18 protein-coding genes and 2 pseudogenes are annotated in these 15,814 nt (G+C 71.8%); 8 read left to right on the top strand and 12 right to left on the bottom strand.

Translation table 11 applies throughout. From position 1 onward, the window contains the following. Positions 1–68: 68 nt before the first annotated feature. The 7 genes from AB0924_RS16780 to AB0924_RS16750 all read right to left on the bottom strand — a co-directional run bounded on the left by AB0924_RS16780 (position 69) and on the right by AB0924_RS16750 (position 7,253). The gene (locus AB0924_RS16780; RefSeq protein WP_358933817.1) at positions 69–1,076 is read right to left on the bottom strand and encodes a YihY/virulence factor BrkB family protein; all 1,008 of its coding nucleotides are present in this window, start codon (positions 1,074–1,076) and stop codon (positions 69–71) included. 264 nt (positions 1,077–1,340) lie between these two features. Continuing rightward, on the bottom strand, positions 1,341–1,760 hold the full coding sequence (locus tag AB0924_RS16775) for a CBS domain-containing protein (protein WP_366911772.1): 420 nt from the start codon (positions 1,758–1,760) through the stop codon (positions 1,341–1,343). Positions 1,761–1,911: 151 nt separating this feature from the next. Beyond that, complete coding sequence (locus AB0924_RS16770; protein ID WP_366911771.1) at positions 1,912–2,493, bottom strand: DUF488 domain-containing protein; 582 nt, start codon at positions 2,491–2,493, stop codon at positions 1,912–1,914. Positions 2,494–2,888: 395 nt separating this feature from the next. Next, a complete protein-coding gene (locus AB0924_RS16765) occupies positions 2,889–4,598 on the bottom strand; it encodes a carboxylesterase family protein (protein WP_366911770.1) in 1,710 nt (569 codons plus the stop codon). 19 nt (positions 4,599–4,617) lie between these two features. Further along, positions 4,618–5,259, bottom strand: coding sequence for a GPP34 family phosphoprotein (locus AB0924_RS16760; RefSeq protein ID WP_358933811.1), 642 nt, complete (start codon positions 5,257–5,259; stop codon positions 4,618–4,620). Positions 5,260–5,427: 168 nt separating this feature from the next. Continuing rightward, a complete protein-coding gene (locus AB0924_RS16755) occupies positions 5,428–6,087 on the bottom strand; it encodes a response regulator transcription factor (protein ID WP_366911769.1) in 660 nt (219 codons plus the stop codon). Then, positions 6,084–7,253, bottom strand: a complete 1,170-nt coding sequence (locus tag AB0924_RS16750) for a sensor histidine kinase (RefSeq protein WP_366911768.1) — start codon at positions 7,251–7,253, stop codon at positions 6,084–6,086. The genes AB0924_RS16755 and AB0924_RS16750 overlap by 4 nt, the downstream gene beginning before the upstream one ends. Positions 7,254–7,421: 168 nt before the next feature. Between AB0924_RS16750 and AB0924_RS16745 the strand changes: the two genes are divergently transcribed. Continuing rightward, positions 7,422–7,838: a DUF4260 family protein gene (locus AB0924_RS16745; protein ID WP_366911767.1), complete on the top strand. Its 417-nt coding sequence runs from the start codon at positions 7,422–7,424 to the stop codon at positions 7,836–7,838. Continuing rightward, the gene (locus AB0924_RS16740) at positions 7,831–8,382 is read left to right on the top strand and encodes a TetR/AcrR family transcriptional regulator (protein WP_366911766.1); all 552 of its coding nucleotides are present in this window, start codon (positions 7,831–7,833) and stop codon (positions 8,380–8,382) included. The genes AB0924_RS16745 and AB0924_RS16740 overlap by 8 nt, the downstream gene beginning before the upstream one ends. A gap of 41 nt (positions 8,383–8,423) precedes the next feature. Here AB0924_RS16740 and AB0924_RS16735 read toward each other — a convergent pair whose 3' ends face one another. Together AB0924_RS16735 and AB0924_RS16730 are read right to left on the bottom strand one after the other, a co-directional pair. Further along, the gene (locus AB0924_RS16735; protein ID WP_358933800.1) at positions 8,424–9,377 is read right to left on the bottom strand and encodes a Ku protein; all 954 of its coding nucleotides are present in this window, start codon (positions 9,375–9,377) and stop codon (positions 8,424–8,426) included. A 185-nt stretch (positions 9,378–9,562) separates the two neighbouring features. Then, the gene (locus AB0924_RS16730; protein WP_366911765.1) at positions 9,563–10,447 is read right to left on the bottom strand and encodes a helix-turn-helix transcriptional regulator; all 885 of its coding nucleotides are present in this window, start codon (positions 10,445–10,447) and stop codon (positions 9,563–9,565) included. Positions 10,448–10,662: 215 nt separating this feature from the next. Between AB0924_RS16730 and AB0924_RS16725 the strand changes: the two genes are divergently transcribed. Further along, entirely contained in the window at positions 10,663–11,679 is a 1,017-nt protein-coding gene (locus AB0924_RS16725; protein WP_366911764.1) for a zinc-dependent alcohol dehydrogenase family protein, read from the top strand. 10 nt (positions 11,680–11,689) lie between these two features. Here the strand turns inward: AB0924_RS16725 and AB0924_RS16720 are convergent, their stop codons facing one another. Further along, positions 11,690–11,884 carry a hypothetical protein gene (locus AB0924_RS16720; RefSeq protein WP_366911763.1) on the bottom strand — a complete coding sequence of 65 codons (195 nt, stop codon included), beginning with the start codon at positions 11,882–11,884 and terminating at the stop codon, positions 11,690–11,692. Here AB0924_RS16720 and AB0924_RS16715 point away from each other — a divergent pair. From AB0924_RS16715 to AB0924_RS16700, 4 genes and pseudogenes are all read left to right on the top strand, one after another. After that, positions 11,813–11,974 (top strand): annotated as a pseudogene (locus AB0924_RS16715) (carboxymuconolactone decarboxylase family protein); the annotation flags it as partial. The gene AB0924_RS16720 and the pseudogene AB0924_RS16715 overlap by 72 nt on opposite strands. A 42-nt stretch (positions 11,975–12,016) precedes the next feature. Further along, positions 12,017–12,433: a cupin domain-containing protein gene (locus tag AB0924_RS16710; protein WP_358933792.1), complete on the top strand. Its 417-nt coding sequence runs from the start codon at positions 12,017–12,019 to the stop codon at positions 12,431–12,433. A 135-nt stretch (positions 12,434–12,568) separates the two neighbouring features. Further along, positions 12,569–13,114: a hypothetical protein gene (locus AB0924_RS16705; RefSeq protein WP_358933790.1), complete on the top strand. Its 546-nt coding sequence runs from the start codon at positions 12,569–12,571 to the stop codon at positions 13,112–13,114. 71 nt (positions 13,115–13,185) lie between these two features. Further along, positions 13,186–13,416, top strand: a pseudogene (locus tag AB0924_RS16700) (SRPBCC family protein); the annotation flags it as partial. A 51-nt stretch (positions 13,417–13,467) separates the two neighbouring features. On the opposite strand, the gene AB0924_RS16695 reads toward AB0924_RS16700, so the two are convergent. Next, positions 13,468–13,848, bottom strand: a complete 381-nt coding sequence (locus AB0924_RS16695) for an STAS domain-containing protein (RefSeq protein ID WP_366911762.1) — start codon at positions 13,846–13,848, stop codon at positions 13,468–13,470. Between the two features lie 356 nt (positions 13,849–14,204). Here AB0924_RS16695 and AB0924_RS16690 point away from each other — a divergent pair, with 356 nt between their 5' ends. Then, positions 14,205–14,483, top strand: coding sequence for a GlsB/YeaQ/YmgE family stress response membrane protein (locus AB0924_RS16690; protein WP_351663322.1), 279 nt, complete (start codon positions 14,205–14,207; stop codon positions 14,481–14,483). Positions 14,484–14,614: 131 nt separating this feature from the next. Here AB0924_RS16690 and AB0924_RS16685 read toward each other — a convergent pair whose 3' ends face one another. Continuing rightward, complete coding sequence (locus AB0924_RS16685) at positions 14,615–15,553, bottom strand: L,D-transpeptidase (protein ID WP_366911848.1); 939 nt, start codon at positions 15,551–15,553, stop codon at positions 14,615–14,617. Between the last annotated feature and the right edge of the window lie 261 nt (positions 15,554–15,814).

The raw sequence follows: 15,814 nt of genomic DNA, 5'->3' as shown, positions 1-15,814 counted from the left end.
GCCCGGCCCGCGGCCGCCCGCGGAGCGCCGCGACTCGCGCTCCGGGGCGGCCGTACCGCATTCGCAGGTCAAGGGTGCCCCTTGTCGCCGACGGCAGGCGGCGGGGGCTTGCCGAAGGTGACGGAGACCTTCTCGAAGCCCTTGAAGGACTCGGCGGTCGCGTAGGAGCGATAGGCGCGCAGGTCGCCCTTGGCGAGGTGGACGTGGTCGGTGAAGGGCGTGGCCAGGCTGCGCGGCCACAGCCGCAGGAAGCGCACGGCGATGATCTCGGCCGTGGCCAGGTAGACCACGGCGGCCAGATAGACCCAGGCGAGCAGACCCAGCACGATGCCGAACATCCCGTAGGTCGCCGTGGCGCCCCGAAGCACGTGGCCGACGTAGTAGGAACCGCCCCACTGGAGCACCTGCCAGGCGCACGCGGCTCCCAGCGCGGGGCCGTACATCAGGCGCAGCGGAGGCCGGCACCGGGTCATGATGCGGTAGCTCAGCAGCAGAAGCGCCGCGTTGACCGCGATACCCGCGACGCCGACGACGACCCGGATGCCGACAGCCAGGCTCGCTCCGAAGATGCCCGCGGCGGATTCCGCGGCGGACAGCGCCGTCGTCAGGCCGAGGCCGACCGCGAGCAGCAGGAGGAAGCCCAGGCCCTTCACCCGTGAGCGCAGGGGGTCGGGACGTGCGTGTCTCGGCACGGCGAAGATCTTGTTCAGGCCGTGCTGGACCGCCTGCGCCACCCCCAAGGCGCCGTAGACGCTGCCGACCACGCCGACCGCGACCGCGGCGCCGCTGCCGTGGAACGAGTGCACGTTCTGCCCGAGCTGGTCGCCGATCACGGGAAACTCACCGAGCGCGGAGTGGAGTACGGAGTGCTGCAGCCCCGGATTGCCGTGCAGGGCACCGCTGAGGATCGCGACGAGGAGCAGCAGCAGCGGGAACAGGGAGACGAAGCCGTAGTACGTCAGCAGCGCGGCGAGGTACGTGGCCTGGTCGTCGAAGAACTTGTACACGACCGCGAGCGGCATGCCCGCCCGCCGATGCCGTCGCTGATATCGGTCCAGCCGGGCCAGCACGTCCATGTGCCCTCCCACACCTCGGGCGGGTCCCCGTACCTCGCGGGACGCCGCAGCATCCCTGTGCCCCCGCCCGCGGGATCCCACACCGTCCGCGCCCGGCTCTCGTGCGGGCACGGAGCTCGCGGGGCGGCGGTCCGGCGCCCGGCCGTGTTCCGCCGCCCGGTGACCGCGTGCCCGCGTGCCCGCGCCGCGCGCGGGAGCGCGCGTGCACGGGCACGCCGGGCCGCCGCAGTGCCGGCGCGGCCCGCTGGCTTCTGCCGGTGCGGCCTACTGATTCGGCTTGGCCGCGCTGATGTCCCCGAGTGCCGACTCGGCATCGCGTTCGATCGCCACGTCGCCGAGCGACACGATGCCGACGGGGTGGCCCTGTTCCATGACCGGGAGGCGGCGGATGGAGTGCTCGCGCATCAGCTCCACCGCGTGATCGAGGTCCTCGTCAGGGGTCACCGTGATCACATCGTCACTGCAGGCGGACGCGACTGTCCTTTGTTCCTGGTCGCCGCCCTCCGCGAGGGCGCGGACCACGAGGTCGCGGTCGCTGACGAGACCGCGCAGCTCGTCGTCCTCGATGATCAGCACGGCCCCGATGTCCTCGTCGCGCATCTTCTTGGCCACGGCCGTCACCGACGCCTGCGGCTTCACCGTGACCAGCCGGCTGGTCATGATGTCTCGTACATGCTGAGTCATGACTCCTCCCTCTCGCGCCTGGATCCGGCGCGAACTGAGCTACCTCGGCCGGGTACCCGGCGCCCGCCGTGCGGCACCCGCCCCGAGCCCCGATCCGTGCGGTGACGTGGCGGTGACACCGGCGGGTCCGTCCACGTCAGAGGGGTGTCGCTCAGGCCGTCGGCGGGCCGTCGTCGTAGACGAGGAGACCGTCGTCCCGGAGGCGCACCCCCTGGGTCGGGGTGTGCGTGGTGAGGCGTCCGTCGTGCATCAGGTGGAGGACGCGCGCGCCGCGGGCCAGCACGGCGAAGTCGGCGATCAGTCGCCGGTGGCAGCGCCACCAGACCGCCTCGCTGCACATCACCGCGGTCCGTGACTCGCCTGCCTGCCGCATCAGATCGTCCATCGCGGTGACGAAGCCGGGGCTGCGGGTGTGGGCGGCGTAGCCGCGGAACGAGTCATTGCGCCAGATGGTGTCGGGCGAGTCGGGTGCGGGCCTGCGCCACCCGCCCAGCCGTTGCTCCCACCGGTAGGCGATGTGCGCCTCGGGCAGCCACTCGGCCATGCGCTGCCGCGACAACTCCGGATCGCGGCGGCTGCCGGGGGCGGTTCTGACGTCCACCACGGCAGTGACACCGGCTCGCTGGAGGAGATCGGTCAGCGCGGTCCGGTCGGCCGTGCTGTGGCCGAACGTGATCAGCTCGGGCCCGGGCCCCGGAGGCCCGCTGCCGGAGTGCGCCTCTTCGTCATTCATCGCTCATGCCGTTCACCCGCTCCGGCCCGCTTCGGCTGCGGTCGCGCGAGCCCGCGCGACTCGGTTCGCCGAGTACCCGGGACCGGGCCGGTGGCCGTACCGGTGGGACGGTCCGCGGAGGTCCCCGCTCCGGGGGCCGGGAAGCCCCGATCGCAGGGCCGATCGACGGCTCCGACGCAGGCACGACACGAGGTCGTCGCGACCACTCCCGCGACAACACCCTGCAGGCCACCGCGAAGCGCACCGGTCACACCGGTGGCAGCGCCACGAGCAAGCCGGTCCACATCGCCTGACCGGCGCCACGTGGACCGGCCGAGCGCGATGGAGCGCCGCGAGCCCCGGCTGTCCGTTCCGGACGCCGGGGCGTCGCCGTCCGACGGCGGTCTTGTCCATGGTCACCCGAGGTCGTTCCAGAACGCGCAGTGGCGGCGGGAGCGCACCGTGCTGGTCGGGACGATGTGGTCCGGTGCCAGGGACAGCACCGTCTGCCGGGGCCAGGGCGGTGAGGACGGGCCGTTCGGGTCGCCGGTGCGGACGAAGCGGGTCCAGTAGTCGATCATGGTGTCGGCCAGCCGGTGCTGTGCCGGGGTCAGGTCGCGGGGGCGGCCGCCCAGGTCGAACAGGTACGGCAGTTCGCTCGCGTGCGGTGCGCCGAGCGGGAACGGCGGCGTGCCCTGGGTGAGCGGCGGAGCGTGCTCGTCGGCGAACTCGTAGCTCCAGACGGGAACATGGGCGGCCAGGAGGCTCTCGGCGCGCGCGGTCGGGCAGGCGAAGTCCGCGTCGCCGATGACCGCCCCGAACACCGGGCCGCCGTCTGTGCGGTGCACCGGGTACTCGTGGGCGATCGCCTCCGCCTGCCCCGGTCCGGGGAAGAAGGCGGCCAGGACGTCTGGCCAGGTGCCGGGAGTGACGGGATTGCCGGCCTGGATGATTCCGGCGGCCCAGCCGTTGCCCTCGTCGTGATTGTCGCCGATCAGCACGGGGACGTGGCGGAAGCGGCCGGCGGCGATCGCCAGCGCCGGGTCGCTGGGCAGCAACGGGGTTGTGTGAGCCGGTTGTTGATCGGTGTCCTGGGCTGCGAGGAGACGGGAGACGTCGAGGCGCCGTAGGCAGGCCATCACGTCGCGGGCGGAGCCGCAGCCGGCCTCGGCCGCGAAGTCCGCGCCCGCGGCGCGCGCTGTGGACGGGGGAACGGAGGAGGGCGCGAAGGGCCGGTCCGGGCGGCCGGTGCACGGGCCGCTGCCGATGATCGCCCGGTCGAAGAGGCCCGCGGCGGCAGGCGATGCGAGCTGGGCGCAGACGCTGTACCCGCCCGCCGATTCGCCGGCCAGTGTCACGTTGTCCGCGTCGCCGCCGAAGGCGCCGATCTCTGCGCGGACCCAGCGCAGCGCCGCCTGCTGGTCGGCCAGGCCGAAGGTGCCGGAGCCCGGCAGCCCGTCGTGTGCGAGGAAACCAAGCGCCCCGAGACGGTAGTTGACGGTGACGACCACGACGTCGCCGCGGGTGGCCATGCGGTGGGCGTCGTAGGAGCTGCCCGCTCCGGTGGTGAAGCCGCCGCCGTGCAGCCACACGATCACCGGCCGGGGACGCGCCGGTCCGGCGCCGTCGGGCGTGGTGACGTTCAGGTGGAGACAGTCCTCGTCGGTGCTGCCGCCGGGCACCTCGCCGGCCGGCTGCGGGCAGGCGCTCGCGGCCCGGGTGGCGTCCCTTGTCCCGGGCCAGTGAGCCGCGCGATGCGGCGGTGCCCAGCGCAGCCTGCCGACCGGGGGCGCCGCGTAGGGGATGCCTTCGAAGGTGCGGTAGCCGTCGTGGGCGGCGCCCCGCACCAGGCCGTCGTGGGTGCGGACCGTCGTGACGGAGGGCTGGTGCCGCTCCGTCGTGATGGCGGCGGGCCGGGCCGACTGCGTCATGGCTGCGGGCCGTAAGCGCTCCGTCGTGGTGGCGGCAGACCGGTCGGGCGGCGTCATGGCTGCGGGCCGTGACCGCTCCGTCGTGGTGGCGGCGGGCCAGGCGGACTGCGTCGGTGGTGCCGCGGGGGACCAGGCCGTCGCGAGGACGGCGGTCAGGGTGCAGCCCAGGCTGGTCAGGACGCGGTGCATGCTCATCGTCTCCCCTCCGGGCAGGTCAGCTCCCGCCCATGCCGCCCTGTGCGGCGATCATGGTCATCGGCAGTGCGCGTACCGCTTTCTCGAGACCGGGGGCGAGAGCCGCAAGGCGCCCCGTGCAGGCGTCGATACGGGCCCGGCAGGTCTTGTGGTCATGCCGGGAGACGACCGCGCGGACGCCGCCCGCCGCGGCGAGCGCCAGCAGCGCGGCATCGGCAACGGGGATCTCCCCTACGGGCCCGGTCCCGTGCAGCGCCGCGGACACACGGGCGCGCAGCGCGGCGGGCGCGGCGCGGTCCGTCACGGTCAGCCGTCGGGTGCCGAACGGGGTGCGCGGCTCCTTCACGGTGAGGAGTCCCGCCGCGGCGAGCCGGTCCTCCACCTCCGTCAGGGTCCGCTTGCGGTCGCTGCGCATGAGGTGCCTCCAGCCGTGGGCGCCGGCGGCGGCCTGGCGCAGCACGCCGTCCAGGACGGGGTCGCCGGTCGGCTCGGGCCCGGACACGGTGACCCTGCCGTCCTCCTCTCCCAGCCGGCCGCGCGAGGCCAGGTCGATCAGGGCGGCGGCACGGACCAGCAACTGCGTCCGGGGCCGGTCGTAGGAGGCCTGGGCCGCATCGTCGTGGGCGAGCAGATACATCAGGGAGGGCAGGTCGTCGATCACACCTCGACGCTACGGCCGGCCGCACCGCCCGCGGATCGGCCATGGGAGCGGTCCGGCACTGGGACCCCGGGAGGATCGCGGCCCGGTCTCCTCCCTGAGGAGGAGACCCTCGGAGGAGGAGAAGCGCCATGAGGAGACGAGCGGCGTGAGAAGGAAGGACAGCGGCGGTCAGGGGCGGCGCGGTCGCACCAAACCGTGGTCGTAGGCGGCGACGACGGCCTGGACGCGGTCGCGCAGGCCCAGTTTGCGCAGCACCGCGGTGACGTGGTTCTTGACGGTCGCCTCCGACAGGCCCAGCCGAGCGGCGATCTCCGCGTTCGACAGCGCCTGCCCGATCAGGGTGAGCACCTCCCGCTCGCGGCCGGACAGATCGCGCAGGGAGGGCGGCGGCGCCGGGTCGGGTGTGGTGCGCAGGTACCGGTCCAGGACACGGCTCAGTACGGCCGGCGCCAGCAGCGCGTCGCCGCGCGCGGTCAGGCGGATCGCGTCGACGAGCTCGGCGGGACGCATGTCCTTCAGCAGGAAGCCGCTCGCCCCCGCCCGCAGGGCGGCGACCACGTTCGCGTCCACGTCCCAGGTCGTCAGCACCAGTACCCGCGCCCGGCTGCCGCACTCCACGATCTGCCGGGTCGCCTCGATGCCGTCCACGACGGGCATGCGTACGTCCATGAGCACGACGTCGGGTGACAGTTCCCGTGTCAGCCGCACCGCCTCCTGCCCGTCGGACGCCTCACCGGCCACCTCGAGGTCGTCCCGGGCGTCGATGATCATGCGGAATCCGGTTCGGACCAGGACCTGGTCGTCGGCCACCACCACGCGCACCGTCATGAACCCTCCCCCACCGGCAGCCGCGCCGCCACCCGGAACCCGCCCCCGGGCGACGGGCCGGTACGCAACGTACCGCCCACGAGCCGCGCCCGCTCCTCCATCCCCACCAGACCGCGTCCGGCCCCGGCCGACGCGGAACCCGTATGCCGCGCACGGCCGTTGTCCACCACCGTGACCTCCACACACGCTCCCGCGGCCGTCAGGCGCACCCTCACCTCGTCGGCGCCGGCCGCGTGGCGCAGCGTGTTGGTCAAGGCCTCCTGGACGATCCGGTACGCCGCCAGGTCCACCGCGGCCGGCAGCCCGTCAATGGCGCCCTCGCGGTCCACGTGCACGGTCATCCCCGTGGCACGCACGCTGTCGGCCAGCTCGTCCAGCCGCGCGAGCGAGGGCCGCTGTTCCCGATGCGCGCCGTGCTCGTCCTCCCCCGCTTCGGGCCGGAACGCACGCAGCAGCAGGCGCAGTTCACCGAGGGCCGAGCGGGCGCTCGTCTCGATGGCCCGGAGCGCCTGACGCGCCTGGTCCGGTCGTTCGGCGAACACGTCGGCGGCGGCGCCCGCCTGAACGACCATCACCGACAGGGTGTGTGCCACCACATCGTGCACCTCCCGTGCGATCCGGGCGCGCTCCTCCACCACGGCCCGGCGCGTCTCCGCCCGCGTCCGAGCCCGCTGCGCCCTGCGCCACTGCCCCGTCATCCACGCCAGGACCACCGTCAGCAGATAGACCGCCAGACCAGTGGCTCCACCCGCCCCGAAAGCCAGCGGCGCGGGCACGCACATCGCCGCCAGCGCCCCCACCGACACCCGCCGCGGCCCGGTGGCCGACAGCACGCACAAGGTCGCCTGCGCCGCCAGCAGCGCCCCCGTCAGGGACACCGCGGGCAGCAGTGCCCACACCGCGAGCCCGGACGCCGCGTTCACGGCCAGCACGCGGGCCGGGGCGCGGACCTGCCATCTCAGGGCGCAGGCCTGCACGAGGACGAGGGCCGCCGCGGCAGGCAGGCGCCGGCCGTGGTCCGCACCGGCCACGAGCACCGATGTACCGACGACGGCCAGCACCAGAGCGGCCGGCCCCCACCACAGCGCCCGGGCCGCCCGGGGCGTCGACTCACCCCGCAACTCCCGCATCGACGCTTCGTCCGGCCGCCCGGTCCCGCTGTGCACATCCCGACGATAGCCAGCCACGCGGGCCGGCCCGCGAATCCGGCGATTCCGGCTTCCGCGTCGCGGCAACCCTTGCAGGCTAACGCCGTTAGCCGTACGATCGCATCGCGGCTAACGGCGTTAGCCGATGAGGACCACCGGCACTGTAAGACCTAGGAGGCAGCAGCCATGACCGCTACGGCCACCCCTTCCGCGCCGCGCTCCACACTCACCGTTCTGCGTCGCTCCGCCTGGCTGGCAAGTGCCCTGTTCTGGTCGGCCTTCGCTGTCGTGGAGGGCATGCGCCACGGCCCGCTCGCCGGCGGCCTCGCCCTGCTCTTCCTGGTGGTGCCGGACCTGACGTTCCTGGTCGCCCTGGGTGACACCCCCCGCATGGCCAAGGGGCAGCTGACCCCGCGCGCGGTGCCGTACTACAACGCCATGCACCGCGCTCTGATCCCACTCGCGCTGATGGCCGCCTACACGGCCCTGCCGATCGACTGGCCGCCCGCCTTCGCGGCCCTCTGCGGCTGGATCGCGCACATCTCATACGATCGCGCCTTCGGCTACGGGCTCCGCACCGAGGAGGGCTTCCCGCGTGGCTGACCGAACGACGGCAGACGGGCCGACGGTCCGACGGCTCACCCCGAGGGCCCGGCAGATCGCGGCGGTCGCCCGGGGGCTCCTGGAGGAGTCCGGCCCCGCCCTGCTCACCATGCGCGCCCTCGCCGACCGCCTCGGCATCAAGGCGCCGTCCCTCTACAAACACTTCCCCGACAAGCACGCCGTCGAGGTGGAGCTGATCTCGCAGCTCCTCACCGAGACGGCCGAGGCACTGGAGGCCGCCGAGGCCCGCGCTCCCGGCTCCCTGGCGGCGCTCGCCGACGCCTACCGCGACTACGCCCTCGCCCACCCCCACCTGTACTGCCTCGCCACCGAACACCCCCTGCCCCGCACCGAACTTCCCGCGGCCTTGGAGGACCGAGCCGCCCTGCCCCTGCTCCGCGCGTGCGGCGACGACCTCGGCCTGGCCCGAGCCATCTGGGCGTTCGCCCACGGCATGGTGACCCTGGAGATCCACGGCCGCTTTCCTCCCGAAGCCGACCTGGACACGGCGTGGAAGCGGGGTCTGAAAGCACTGCGCCCCTGACATGACGGGGCCCGGAACATCCCCCGGCCGAGAACACCCGTCTACGCGCTTCGCGGCCGTCGGGAGGCCGTCTTCTTCGTGGCCGCCTTCTTGGCCGCGGCCTTCTTGGCCGGCTGCTTCTCGGCCGCCTGCTTCCTGGCCGACTGCTTCTTGGCGGCCGGCGCCTTCTTCGGTTTTGGCAGCCTGTGCACCTCGGCGGGGCCGGCGTCCTCGCCGCGAGACGCCTTCGCCTTCTGCACCGACTCGCTCAGCGCCGCCATCAGGTCGAGCACCTGGGCCGGGGCTTCCGGCTCCGGCGCCTCGGGCAGCGGCTTCTCCTCCCGTTTCGCCTCGATGATCTGCGCCATGGCCTCGGTGTAGCGATCCTGGAACTCCTCCCCCTCGAGGTCCTCACGGGTCATGGTCTCCATCAGCGCGAGCGCACCCTCGATCTCCTCGTCCGACACCTCCACCGGTGGCGGAAGCAGCTCCTTCGGGGAGCGGATCTCGTCGGGCCAGCGCATGGCATGGAGAACCAGGACGTCGCCCTTCACCCGGAGCAGGCCGAGCCGCTCACGCCCGGACCACGCGTACTTCGCGACCGCCACCTTCGACGAACGGCCGAGCGCCTGGACGAGCAGCTTGTACGGCTTGGCCGCGACCTTGCCGGCCGGTTGAAGGTAGTAGCCCTCGCCGATCCGGATCGGGTCGATGGAGGCGAGCGGCACGAAGGCGTCGATCTCGATCGCCTTCGCCGTCGGCAGGGGCAGATTGCGCAGATCCTCTTCGGTGATGGGGATGACCTGCGTCTTGGTCAGCTCGTAGCCCTTGCCGATCTCGTCCTGGGAGACCTCCCGGTCCTCGAGCTCGCAGATCTTGCGGTAGCGGACCCGCCCCATGTCCGTCGTGTGGAACTGGTGGAACCGGATCGAGTGGTCCTCCGTCGCGCTGACCACGTTGATCGGCACGGTGACCAGACCGAACGAGATGGCACCGGACCAGATGGTTCGGGGCATGCCACACCTCCGCAGTAGCCCCGAGCCAACCAGTGGCCGACCGGCCACCAACCTGAGACGGGCTGGTCAGCCTGTGCACTCTCTCGAGTGCGTCGGACGTGAGGCGGACCTCCCAAGGACAGTCTCCTGGCAACGCGCCTCGTCAGCCACCGGTCGGCAGCCGTGGGCAGCCTGCCGCGACTCGCTCAGTTCGCTGTGGAGGGTTCCGTGGCGTCGGCATCGCGGGTGGCGGCCCAGGACGCGAGGAGGCGCAGTCCCTCTTCGGAGTGTGAGGCGGGTTCGGCGGTGTAGACGGTGAGCGTGAGACCGGGTTCGGCGGCCATCTCCAGCCCTTCGTAGGCGAGTGTGAGGTCGCCGACGGCGTGGTGCCGGAAGCGTTTGGTGCCGGTGCCATGGTGGCGGACGTTGTGGGCACCCCAGCGGGTGCGGAAGTCATCGCTTCGGGTGGAGAGCTCGCCGACGAGGTCGTGCAGGCCCTTGTCGTGGGGGTTGCGGCCGGCTTCGGTGCGCAGGATCGACACCGCGACGTCGGCGGCTTGGTCCCAGTCGGGGTAGAAGCGGCGGGAGGCGGGGTCGAGGAAGTTGAAGCGGGCGAGGTTGGCCTGGTTGTGGGGGGTGGCGTAGACGTCGTCGTAGAACGCGCGGGCGAGCTGGTTCGTGGCGAGGAGGTCCATGCGCCCGTTGCGGACGAAGGCCGGGCCGGCGGTGATGGCGTCCAGGACCCATTGCAGGCTGCGGTGTGCCTTCCACTGGTGGGTACGCCGCCGGGGGCGGGTGAGGGCGTCGGAGCCGTCTGCCGCGTGGGCGAGGTTGAGCAGGTGGGCGCGTTCCGCGTCGTCGAGGTCCAGGGCGCGGGCGAGGGCTTCGAGGACGGCCGGGGAGGCGCCGGCGAGGTTGCCGCGTTCGAGTTTGGAGTAGTACTCCACGCTCATGTCGGCCAGTGCGGCGACCTCGCTCCTGCGCAGGCCGGGCACCCGGCGCCGGCTGCCGGAGGGCAGGCCCGCCCGCTCGGGGGTGATCTTGGCTCGCCGCGAGGTCAGGAACTCGCGGACCTCTGCTCGGTTGTCCACGCCTTCGACGGTACGTCCCGCGCGCGGCGGAAGGGATGTACTGGCAGTACACCCCTTGACCGTGCCTCGCTCCCCGCGCCAGGAGCGGGTTACCTGGATGACGTGGTGCTTGTCGCCCGACCGTCAGCCGGTCAGGACGGGTGCCACTGGCTCTGCACTCGGCGACGGCCGCTCCCCCTCGGTATGTCGCCCCGGACGCGAAGGAACCCCTTCTCATGCGCGGCGCAATGATCTACGCCCCCGGCGACATCCGTTTCGAGACCCTGGACGACCCCAAGATCCTCAACCCGACCGACGCGATCATCCGCACCGCCGTGACCTGCGTGTGCGGCTCGGACCTGTGGCCCTACCGCGGCCTGGAGCCGACCGATGAGCCGCATCCGATGGGCCACGAGTACGTCGGCTTCGTCGAGGAGGTCGGCTCCGAGGTCACCTCGGTCAGGCCGGGTCAGTTCGTGATCGGCTCGTTCGCCACCTCGGACAACACCTGCGCGAACTGCCGGAACGGCTTCCAGTCGAACTGCCTGCACCGGGAGTTCATGTCGACCTGCCAGGCCGACCACGTTCGCATCCCCAACGCCCAGGGCACCCTGGTCGCCACCGACGGCATCCCGGACGAGGAACTGTGGGCCGGGCTGCTGGCGGTCTCCGACGTGATGGGCACCGGCTGGTGGGCCGCGGATGCCGCCGAGGTGAAGCCCGGCTCGACCGCCGTGGTGGTCGGAGACGGTGCCGTCGGCCTGTGCGCGGTGATCGCCGCCAAGGAAATGGGCGCGGAGCGCATCATCGCGATGTCCCGTCACGAGAGCCGGCAGCGGCTGGCCCGTGAGTTCGGTGCCACCGATGTCGTCGCCGAGCGCGGCACGGAAGGCGTCGAGCGGATCAAGGAGCTGACCGGCGGGATCGGCGCCGACAGTGTGCTGGAGTGCGTCGGCACCGGCGAGGCCATGCGGCAGGCCCTGCACTCCGCCCGGCCGGGCGGCAACGTCGGCTTCGTCGGCGTCCCCCACGACGTCGCCGTCGACGGCCAGGAGCTGTTCTTCTCCCACGTCGGGCTGCGCGGCGGCCCCGCCCCCGTCCGCCGCTACCTGCCCGACCTCATCGACCGCGTCCAGACCGGCGCGATCGACCCGGGCAAGGTCTTCGACCTCGCCCTGCCCCTGGACCAGGTCGCCGAGGGGTACCGGGCGATGGACGAGCGCCGTGCCATCAAGGCGCTCCTGAAGCCCTGACCGGGGCGACTCACACCGGTTCGAGCAGCGCTGTTCTGCCCGGGACGCGGGTGCTCGGGCGCGGCACGCCGCTGCTCGTCAACGGCGTGCCGCGCTGTCCGCCCGCGCCCCGGCCGGGCCGGTACCTCGACCGCTCGACCACCACCTCGGCGTCGCCCTGGACAACGGGCTCAGCGTCGAAGAGCTGTCCGAGGCCATCACCCATCTCGCCTTCTACGCCGGCTGGCCCAACGCCATGACCGCTGTCACCAGACTGAAGAAGATCGCCGACGAACGCGACACCACCTCCCCCTGACTCCACACCGCCCAGCACCCTCACCTGACAAGGACGACGAACATGGAGCACATCACCTCCACCCCGACGGCCAAGGCACCGGCCGAGCGGTTCACCGGCGACGTCTACCTGAACATGATCGAGGCTCCCACCCCACCTGCCCGCCTCGCCTCGGCCCTGGTCCGTTTCACCCCCGGCGCCCGCACCAACTGGCACTCCCACGCCAACGGCCAGACCCTCTACGTCACCGACGGCGTCGGCCTGGTCGGCACCCGCGACGGCAACGTGGTACGCGTCAGCGCCGGCCACACCCTCAAGTGCCCCGCGGGCGAGGAGCACTGGCACGGCGCCACCGACACCACACTCATGGCGCACATCGCGATGGTCGTCGGCGATGCCCACGGAGACGGCACGACCTGGCTGGAACCCGTCACCGACGAGCAGTACGCCAACGCGCTCGACAGCACGAACGGCACCTGAGACAGGAGCATGGCCATCGGGTGAGACAGGAGCATGGCCATCGGGGGCGGGCCGCACCCCACCGGGCCGGACCGGCAGTGCTCCCACCGGGTGTGTGGACGGGCGACGACGCCTTCGAGGGGTGAAGCTGAGAGCGTGAGCATCAAGAGCGAGCGTCCGGTGAGTGCCGAACAGATCAATGCGGCGTTGAGCGCTCTGGGAGCCGAACCGACGGCGGATCCAGAAGCGCGGCGCGATGAGCCGCGGGAACCCGATCGCCTGCGACTGCTGGGCCATCTGCTGGCCAAGGCGGAGTGGGAGATCACCGCCGCGACGCGGCTGTCCGAGGAGGGGGAGATCGAGGACGTCCTCGACACGATGCTCGGCTGGGCGGAGCATCTGGGCCATGATCCCGGCGTTGCCGTCAACATCCTGACGAACAGACTGCAGCGCACCGCCATCCAGGTCTCGGAATCCGAGGCGGAGGAGACGCCCCCGGGCCAGGAGGCGTCCTTCGCGGCCGCGATGACGGCCCTGTACACCCTCAGCGCCCAATTGCACGCCGACCGCGGTGACGTCGAGGGAACCAGGCGGGCCCTGAGCGGGGCGGAGGAAGCGCTCATCGACACGATGCAGGGCATGCACGATCTGCGGGTGGCCATCGGGGACGCGGCCGGAGAGGACGAGGACTCGGAGGACTGATACCGGGCGCGCACTTCCCGGGTCACCACGTGCCGTCCCGGCACTTACCATGAGCCACTACCGGGGAGTAACCGCGTCTGCGCGGGCCGATCGCCAGTTGGGAGTACCGCTTCGAGCCGATCAGCGAAGGTACGCGCGTCACGGAGACCTGGACCGACGACCGGCGCGCCTGGCCCGCCTTCGCGGCCAACGCCTTCGACCGGGTCGTCGCAGCGGGCAGCACCTTCGCGACCTTCCAGGCCCGCAACATCCATGTGACGCTGCGGAACCTCAGGCGGGAGCCGGAAGCGGCCGCGGAGTAGCGCCGCGGCGCCACACCCCGGGGCCCGACCGCCGGGTCGCCGGCCGGCGCGCTACGACGACCGGACGCCCTCGTCGCCCCAACGCGCTGTGGGAGCGGGCGACTTCACCGTGGCGCCGGACCCGGCGTCCACGTGGCCCCGGGCGTCGGCGGCGGTGAGTGCCAGGATGCGCCGCGGCTGCTCCTGCAGGCCGGACAGTTCCAGTGTTCCGCCTTCCGCTTCGGTGTGCCGGTGCAGGCGTTGCAGCAGACTCAGGCCGCTGGCGTCCATGAACGACACACCGGCCAGGTCCAGGCACAGGGTGCGGTTGCGGATGCTCACCGTGTCGGTGACCTGCGTGATACGCGGGCAGGTATCGAAGTCCAGTTCGCCCGCCACGGTGAGCATGACGCGGTTGTGATGACTGCTGACGTGCACGTCGAAAGTCGGCATGGTGGAACCACCGTTCGGGATCAAAGCCCATCACGGTCGGCTCCCACTGCGGGAAGTAGGCCGTCAAGCGCGCGGCATGTGCCGCTCACAGCCGAGCGAGACCACCCGCACCATCCACCGGCCACTCGGATCTCATCACCACACGGCGGCGCGGGGTCTCCCACCAGACCAGGCTGGCTCTCCTTGAAGGGTGTCACATCCACGCCCGCTCCGGGAGACACCCCGGCACACCCGGGCTCCGGCCGCGCTCGGCCGCGCACCGTGCGATGCCCGCGGCAATCAGGGACGTTTGTTCGGGCACATACGGAACACACGATGAACTAACAAGTTCTTTATGAGACGAAGCGGAGACGTACATGGGCATCATCGCGTGGATCATCATCGGGCTGCTCGCCGGCGCCATCGCCAAGGCCCTGATGCCGGGCAAGGACCCCGGCGGCATCATCGTCACCATGCTCATCGGCATCGTCGGCGGTCTGCTCGGCGGCTGGCTCGGCAAGGTCATCTTCGGAGTCGACTCCATCGACGGATTCTTCGACCTCTCCACCTGGATCGCGGCGATCGTCGGCTCCCTCATCCTGCTCGTTCTGTACCGCCTCGTCACCGGCAACCGGCGCTCGCACCGGCACGCGTGACACCGCACAGCCGGACACAGCGGATCGGCTCCCTCCCATCACGGGAGGGAGCCGATCGCCTTTTTGTGTCGCCCCACGAGCGGATGGAGTGTCGCGGCCGTGGGCGGGAAGCCACCTTCGCCCGCGGCGCGTCACAGCGTCGCGGTCGTCCCCTCGCCGGAGGCACTGGCCGCGAGCCACTGGTCCCATCCCAGGTTGAAGTCGGCGTACCCGTTGTCGGCCGGGGCCTTGGCACGGGCCGAGCCGGTGATGGTGACCGGGTCGCCCTGCTTGACCTGGCCGTAGAACCACTTGGCGTCCGACATCGACAGGTGGACACAGCCGTGCGAGCCGCGCGCGCTGCCGCTGCCCGGATTGGGGTCGCCGGTCGAGTAGTGCACGTACGTGCCCGACTGGGTGAGGTGGACGTCCCACGGCAGCGTCAGGTCGTAGTAGTTGGCGCTGCCCTTGTCACAGCTGATGCCGACGCTGCAGGAAGTCATATGGACCTTCTCCTGCTTGTCGATGACGGCCATGGTGCCGTTCCACGTCGGATACTGAGCGCTGCCCGCGTTGATCGAGAGAGTGCGTACCGGCTTGCCGTTCCTGGTCACCTTCATGGTGTGACCGGTCACCGACACATCCGCGCGTACGTCGTCGCCGACCGTGAACGTGTGCGTGTAGCCGTGTACGCCGTAGCGGCCGTTGCCGTTGCTGACGCCCTGCATGTCGGCGTCGATCTTCACCTTCGTGCCGGACGGCCAGTACGTCTTCGGCCGCCAGTCGGCGCGCTTGTCGCCGAACCAGTGCCAGGCGCCGGCCACCGGCTGCGAGGCACTCACCTTCATGTGCTTCTCCACCGTGGCCCGAGCCTTCTCCGCGACCGGGTTCGTGAAGACCACCGAGATCGGCATGGCCACGCCGACCGTGGACCCCGTCTGCGGAGTGATCGTCTCCAGCAGCATCGGGGGCCCCTTGGGCTTCGCCGGTGACGGAGAGGCGCTCACACCGTGCTTGCCGGGCGCCTTCGCGTCGTCCCCGCCGGCCTCGTCACCGCCGGTTCCGCCACAGGCGCTCACGCCCACCAGCATCACGCCCGTGACGACCGCGATCCCTATGCCGCTCTTGCCCCGTCCCACGACCTGCCCCACTCTCTCGTCATTCGGCCCCGACAGGCCCAACGCCCTGTCAGACAGGGAGGGCGCGGGCCGCAGTTGCGTGTATCGCGTAAAGCGTGTTCCAAAACTCGTGGCACAACGCCCTTGAGGCACCGGGCGGCTCACGGCACGGGACCGCTCGGCCCGGTCGGCGCCGGGGGGCGCGTCATCGACAGGGCGTGCCAGGAGTGGCGC

The organism is Streptomyces sp. NPDC047869 (assembly GCF_040704065.1).
Lineage (GTDB): Bacteria > Actinomycetota > Actinomycetes > Streptomycetales > Streptomycetaceae > Streptomyces.
The sequence above is the reverse complement of the archived record's forward strand: the minus strand, read 5'-3'. Positions and strand labels throughout refer to the sequence as shown.

Bases quoted from the DNA above. Each gene is read 5' to 3' on its own strand.
- AB0924_RS16775 (WP_366911772.1), bottom strand. From the start codon at position 1,760: ATGACTCAGCATGTACGAGACATCATGACCAGCCGGCTGGTCACGGTG.
- AB0924_RS16765 (WP_366911770.1), bottom strand. From the start codon at position 4,598: ATGAGCATGCACCGCGTCCTGACCAGCCTGGGCTGCACCCTGACCGCC.
- AB0924_RS16695 (WP_366911762.1), bottom strand. From the start codon at position 13,848: ATGCCGACTTTCGACGTGCACGTCAGCAGTCATCACAACCGCGTCATG.
- AB0924_RS16725 (WP_366911764.1), top strand. From the start codon at position 10,663: ATGCGCGGCGCAATGATCTACGCCCCCGGCGACATCCGTTTCGAGACC.
- AB0924_RS16690 (WP_351663322.1), top strand. From the start codon at position 14,205: ATGGGCATCATCGCGTGGATCATCATCGGGCTGCTCGCCGGCGCCATC.
- AB0924_RS16770 (WP_366911771.1), bottom strand. From the start codon at position 2,493: ATGAATGACGAAGAGGCGCACTCCGGCAGCGGGCCTCCGGGGCCCGGG.
- AB0924_RS16685 (WP_366911848.1), bottom strand. From the start codon at position 15,553: ATGCTGGTGGGCGTGAGCGCCTGTGGCGGAACCGGCGGTGACGAGGCC.
- AB0924_RS16780 (WP_358933817.1), bottom strand. From the start codon at position 1,076: ATGGACGTGCTGGCCCGGCTGGACCGATATCAGCGACGGCATCGGCGG.
- AB0924_RS16755 (WP_366911769.1), bottom strand. From the start codon at position 6,087: ATGACGGTGCGCGTGGTGGTGGCCGACGACCAGGTCCTGGTCCGAACC.
- AB0924_RS16720 (WP_366911763.1), bottom strand. From the start codon at position 11,884: ATGGGTGATGGCCTCGGACAGCTCTTCGACGCTGAGCCCGTTGTCCAG.
- AB0924_RS16745 (WP_366911767.1), top strand. From the start codon at position 7,422: ATGACCGCTACGGCCACCCCTTCCGCGCCGCGCTCCACACTCACCGTT.
- AB0924_RS16710 (WP_358933792.1), top strand. From the start codon at position 12,017: ATGGAGCACATCACCTCCACCCCGACGGCCAAGGCACCGGCCGAGCGG.
- AB0924_RS16735 (WP_358933800.1), bottom strand. From the start codon at position 9,377: ATGCCCCGAACCATCTGGTCCGGTGCCATCTCGTTCGGTCTGGTCACC.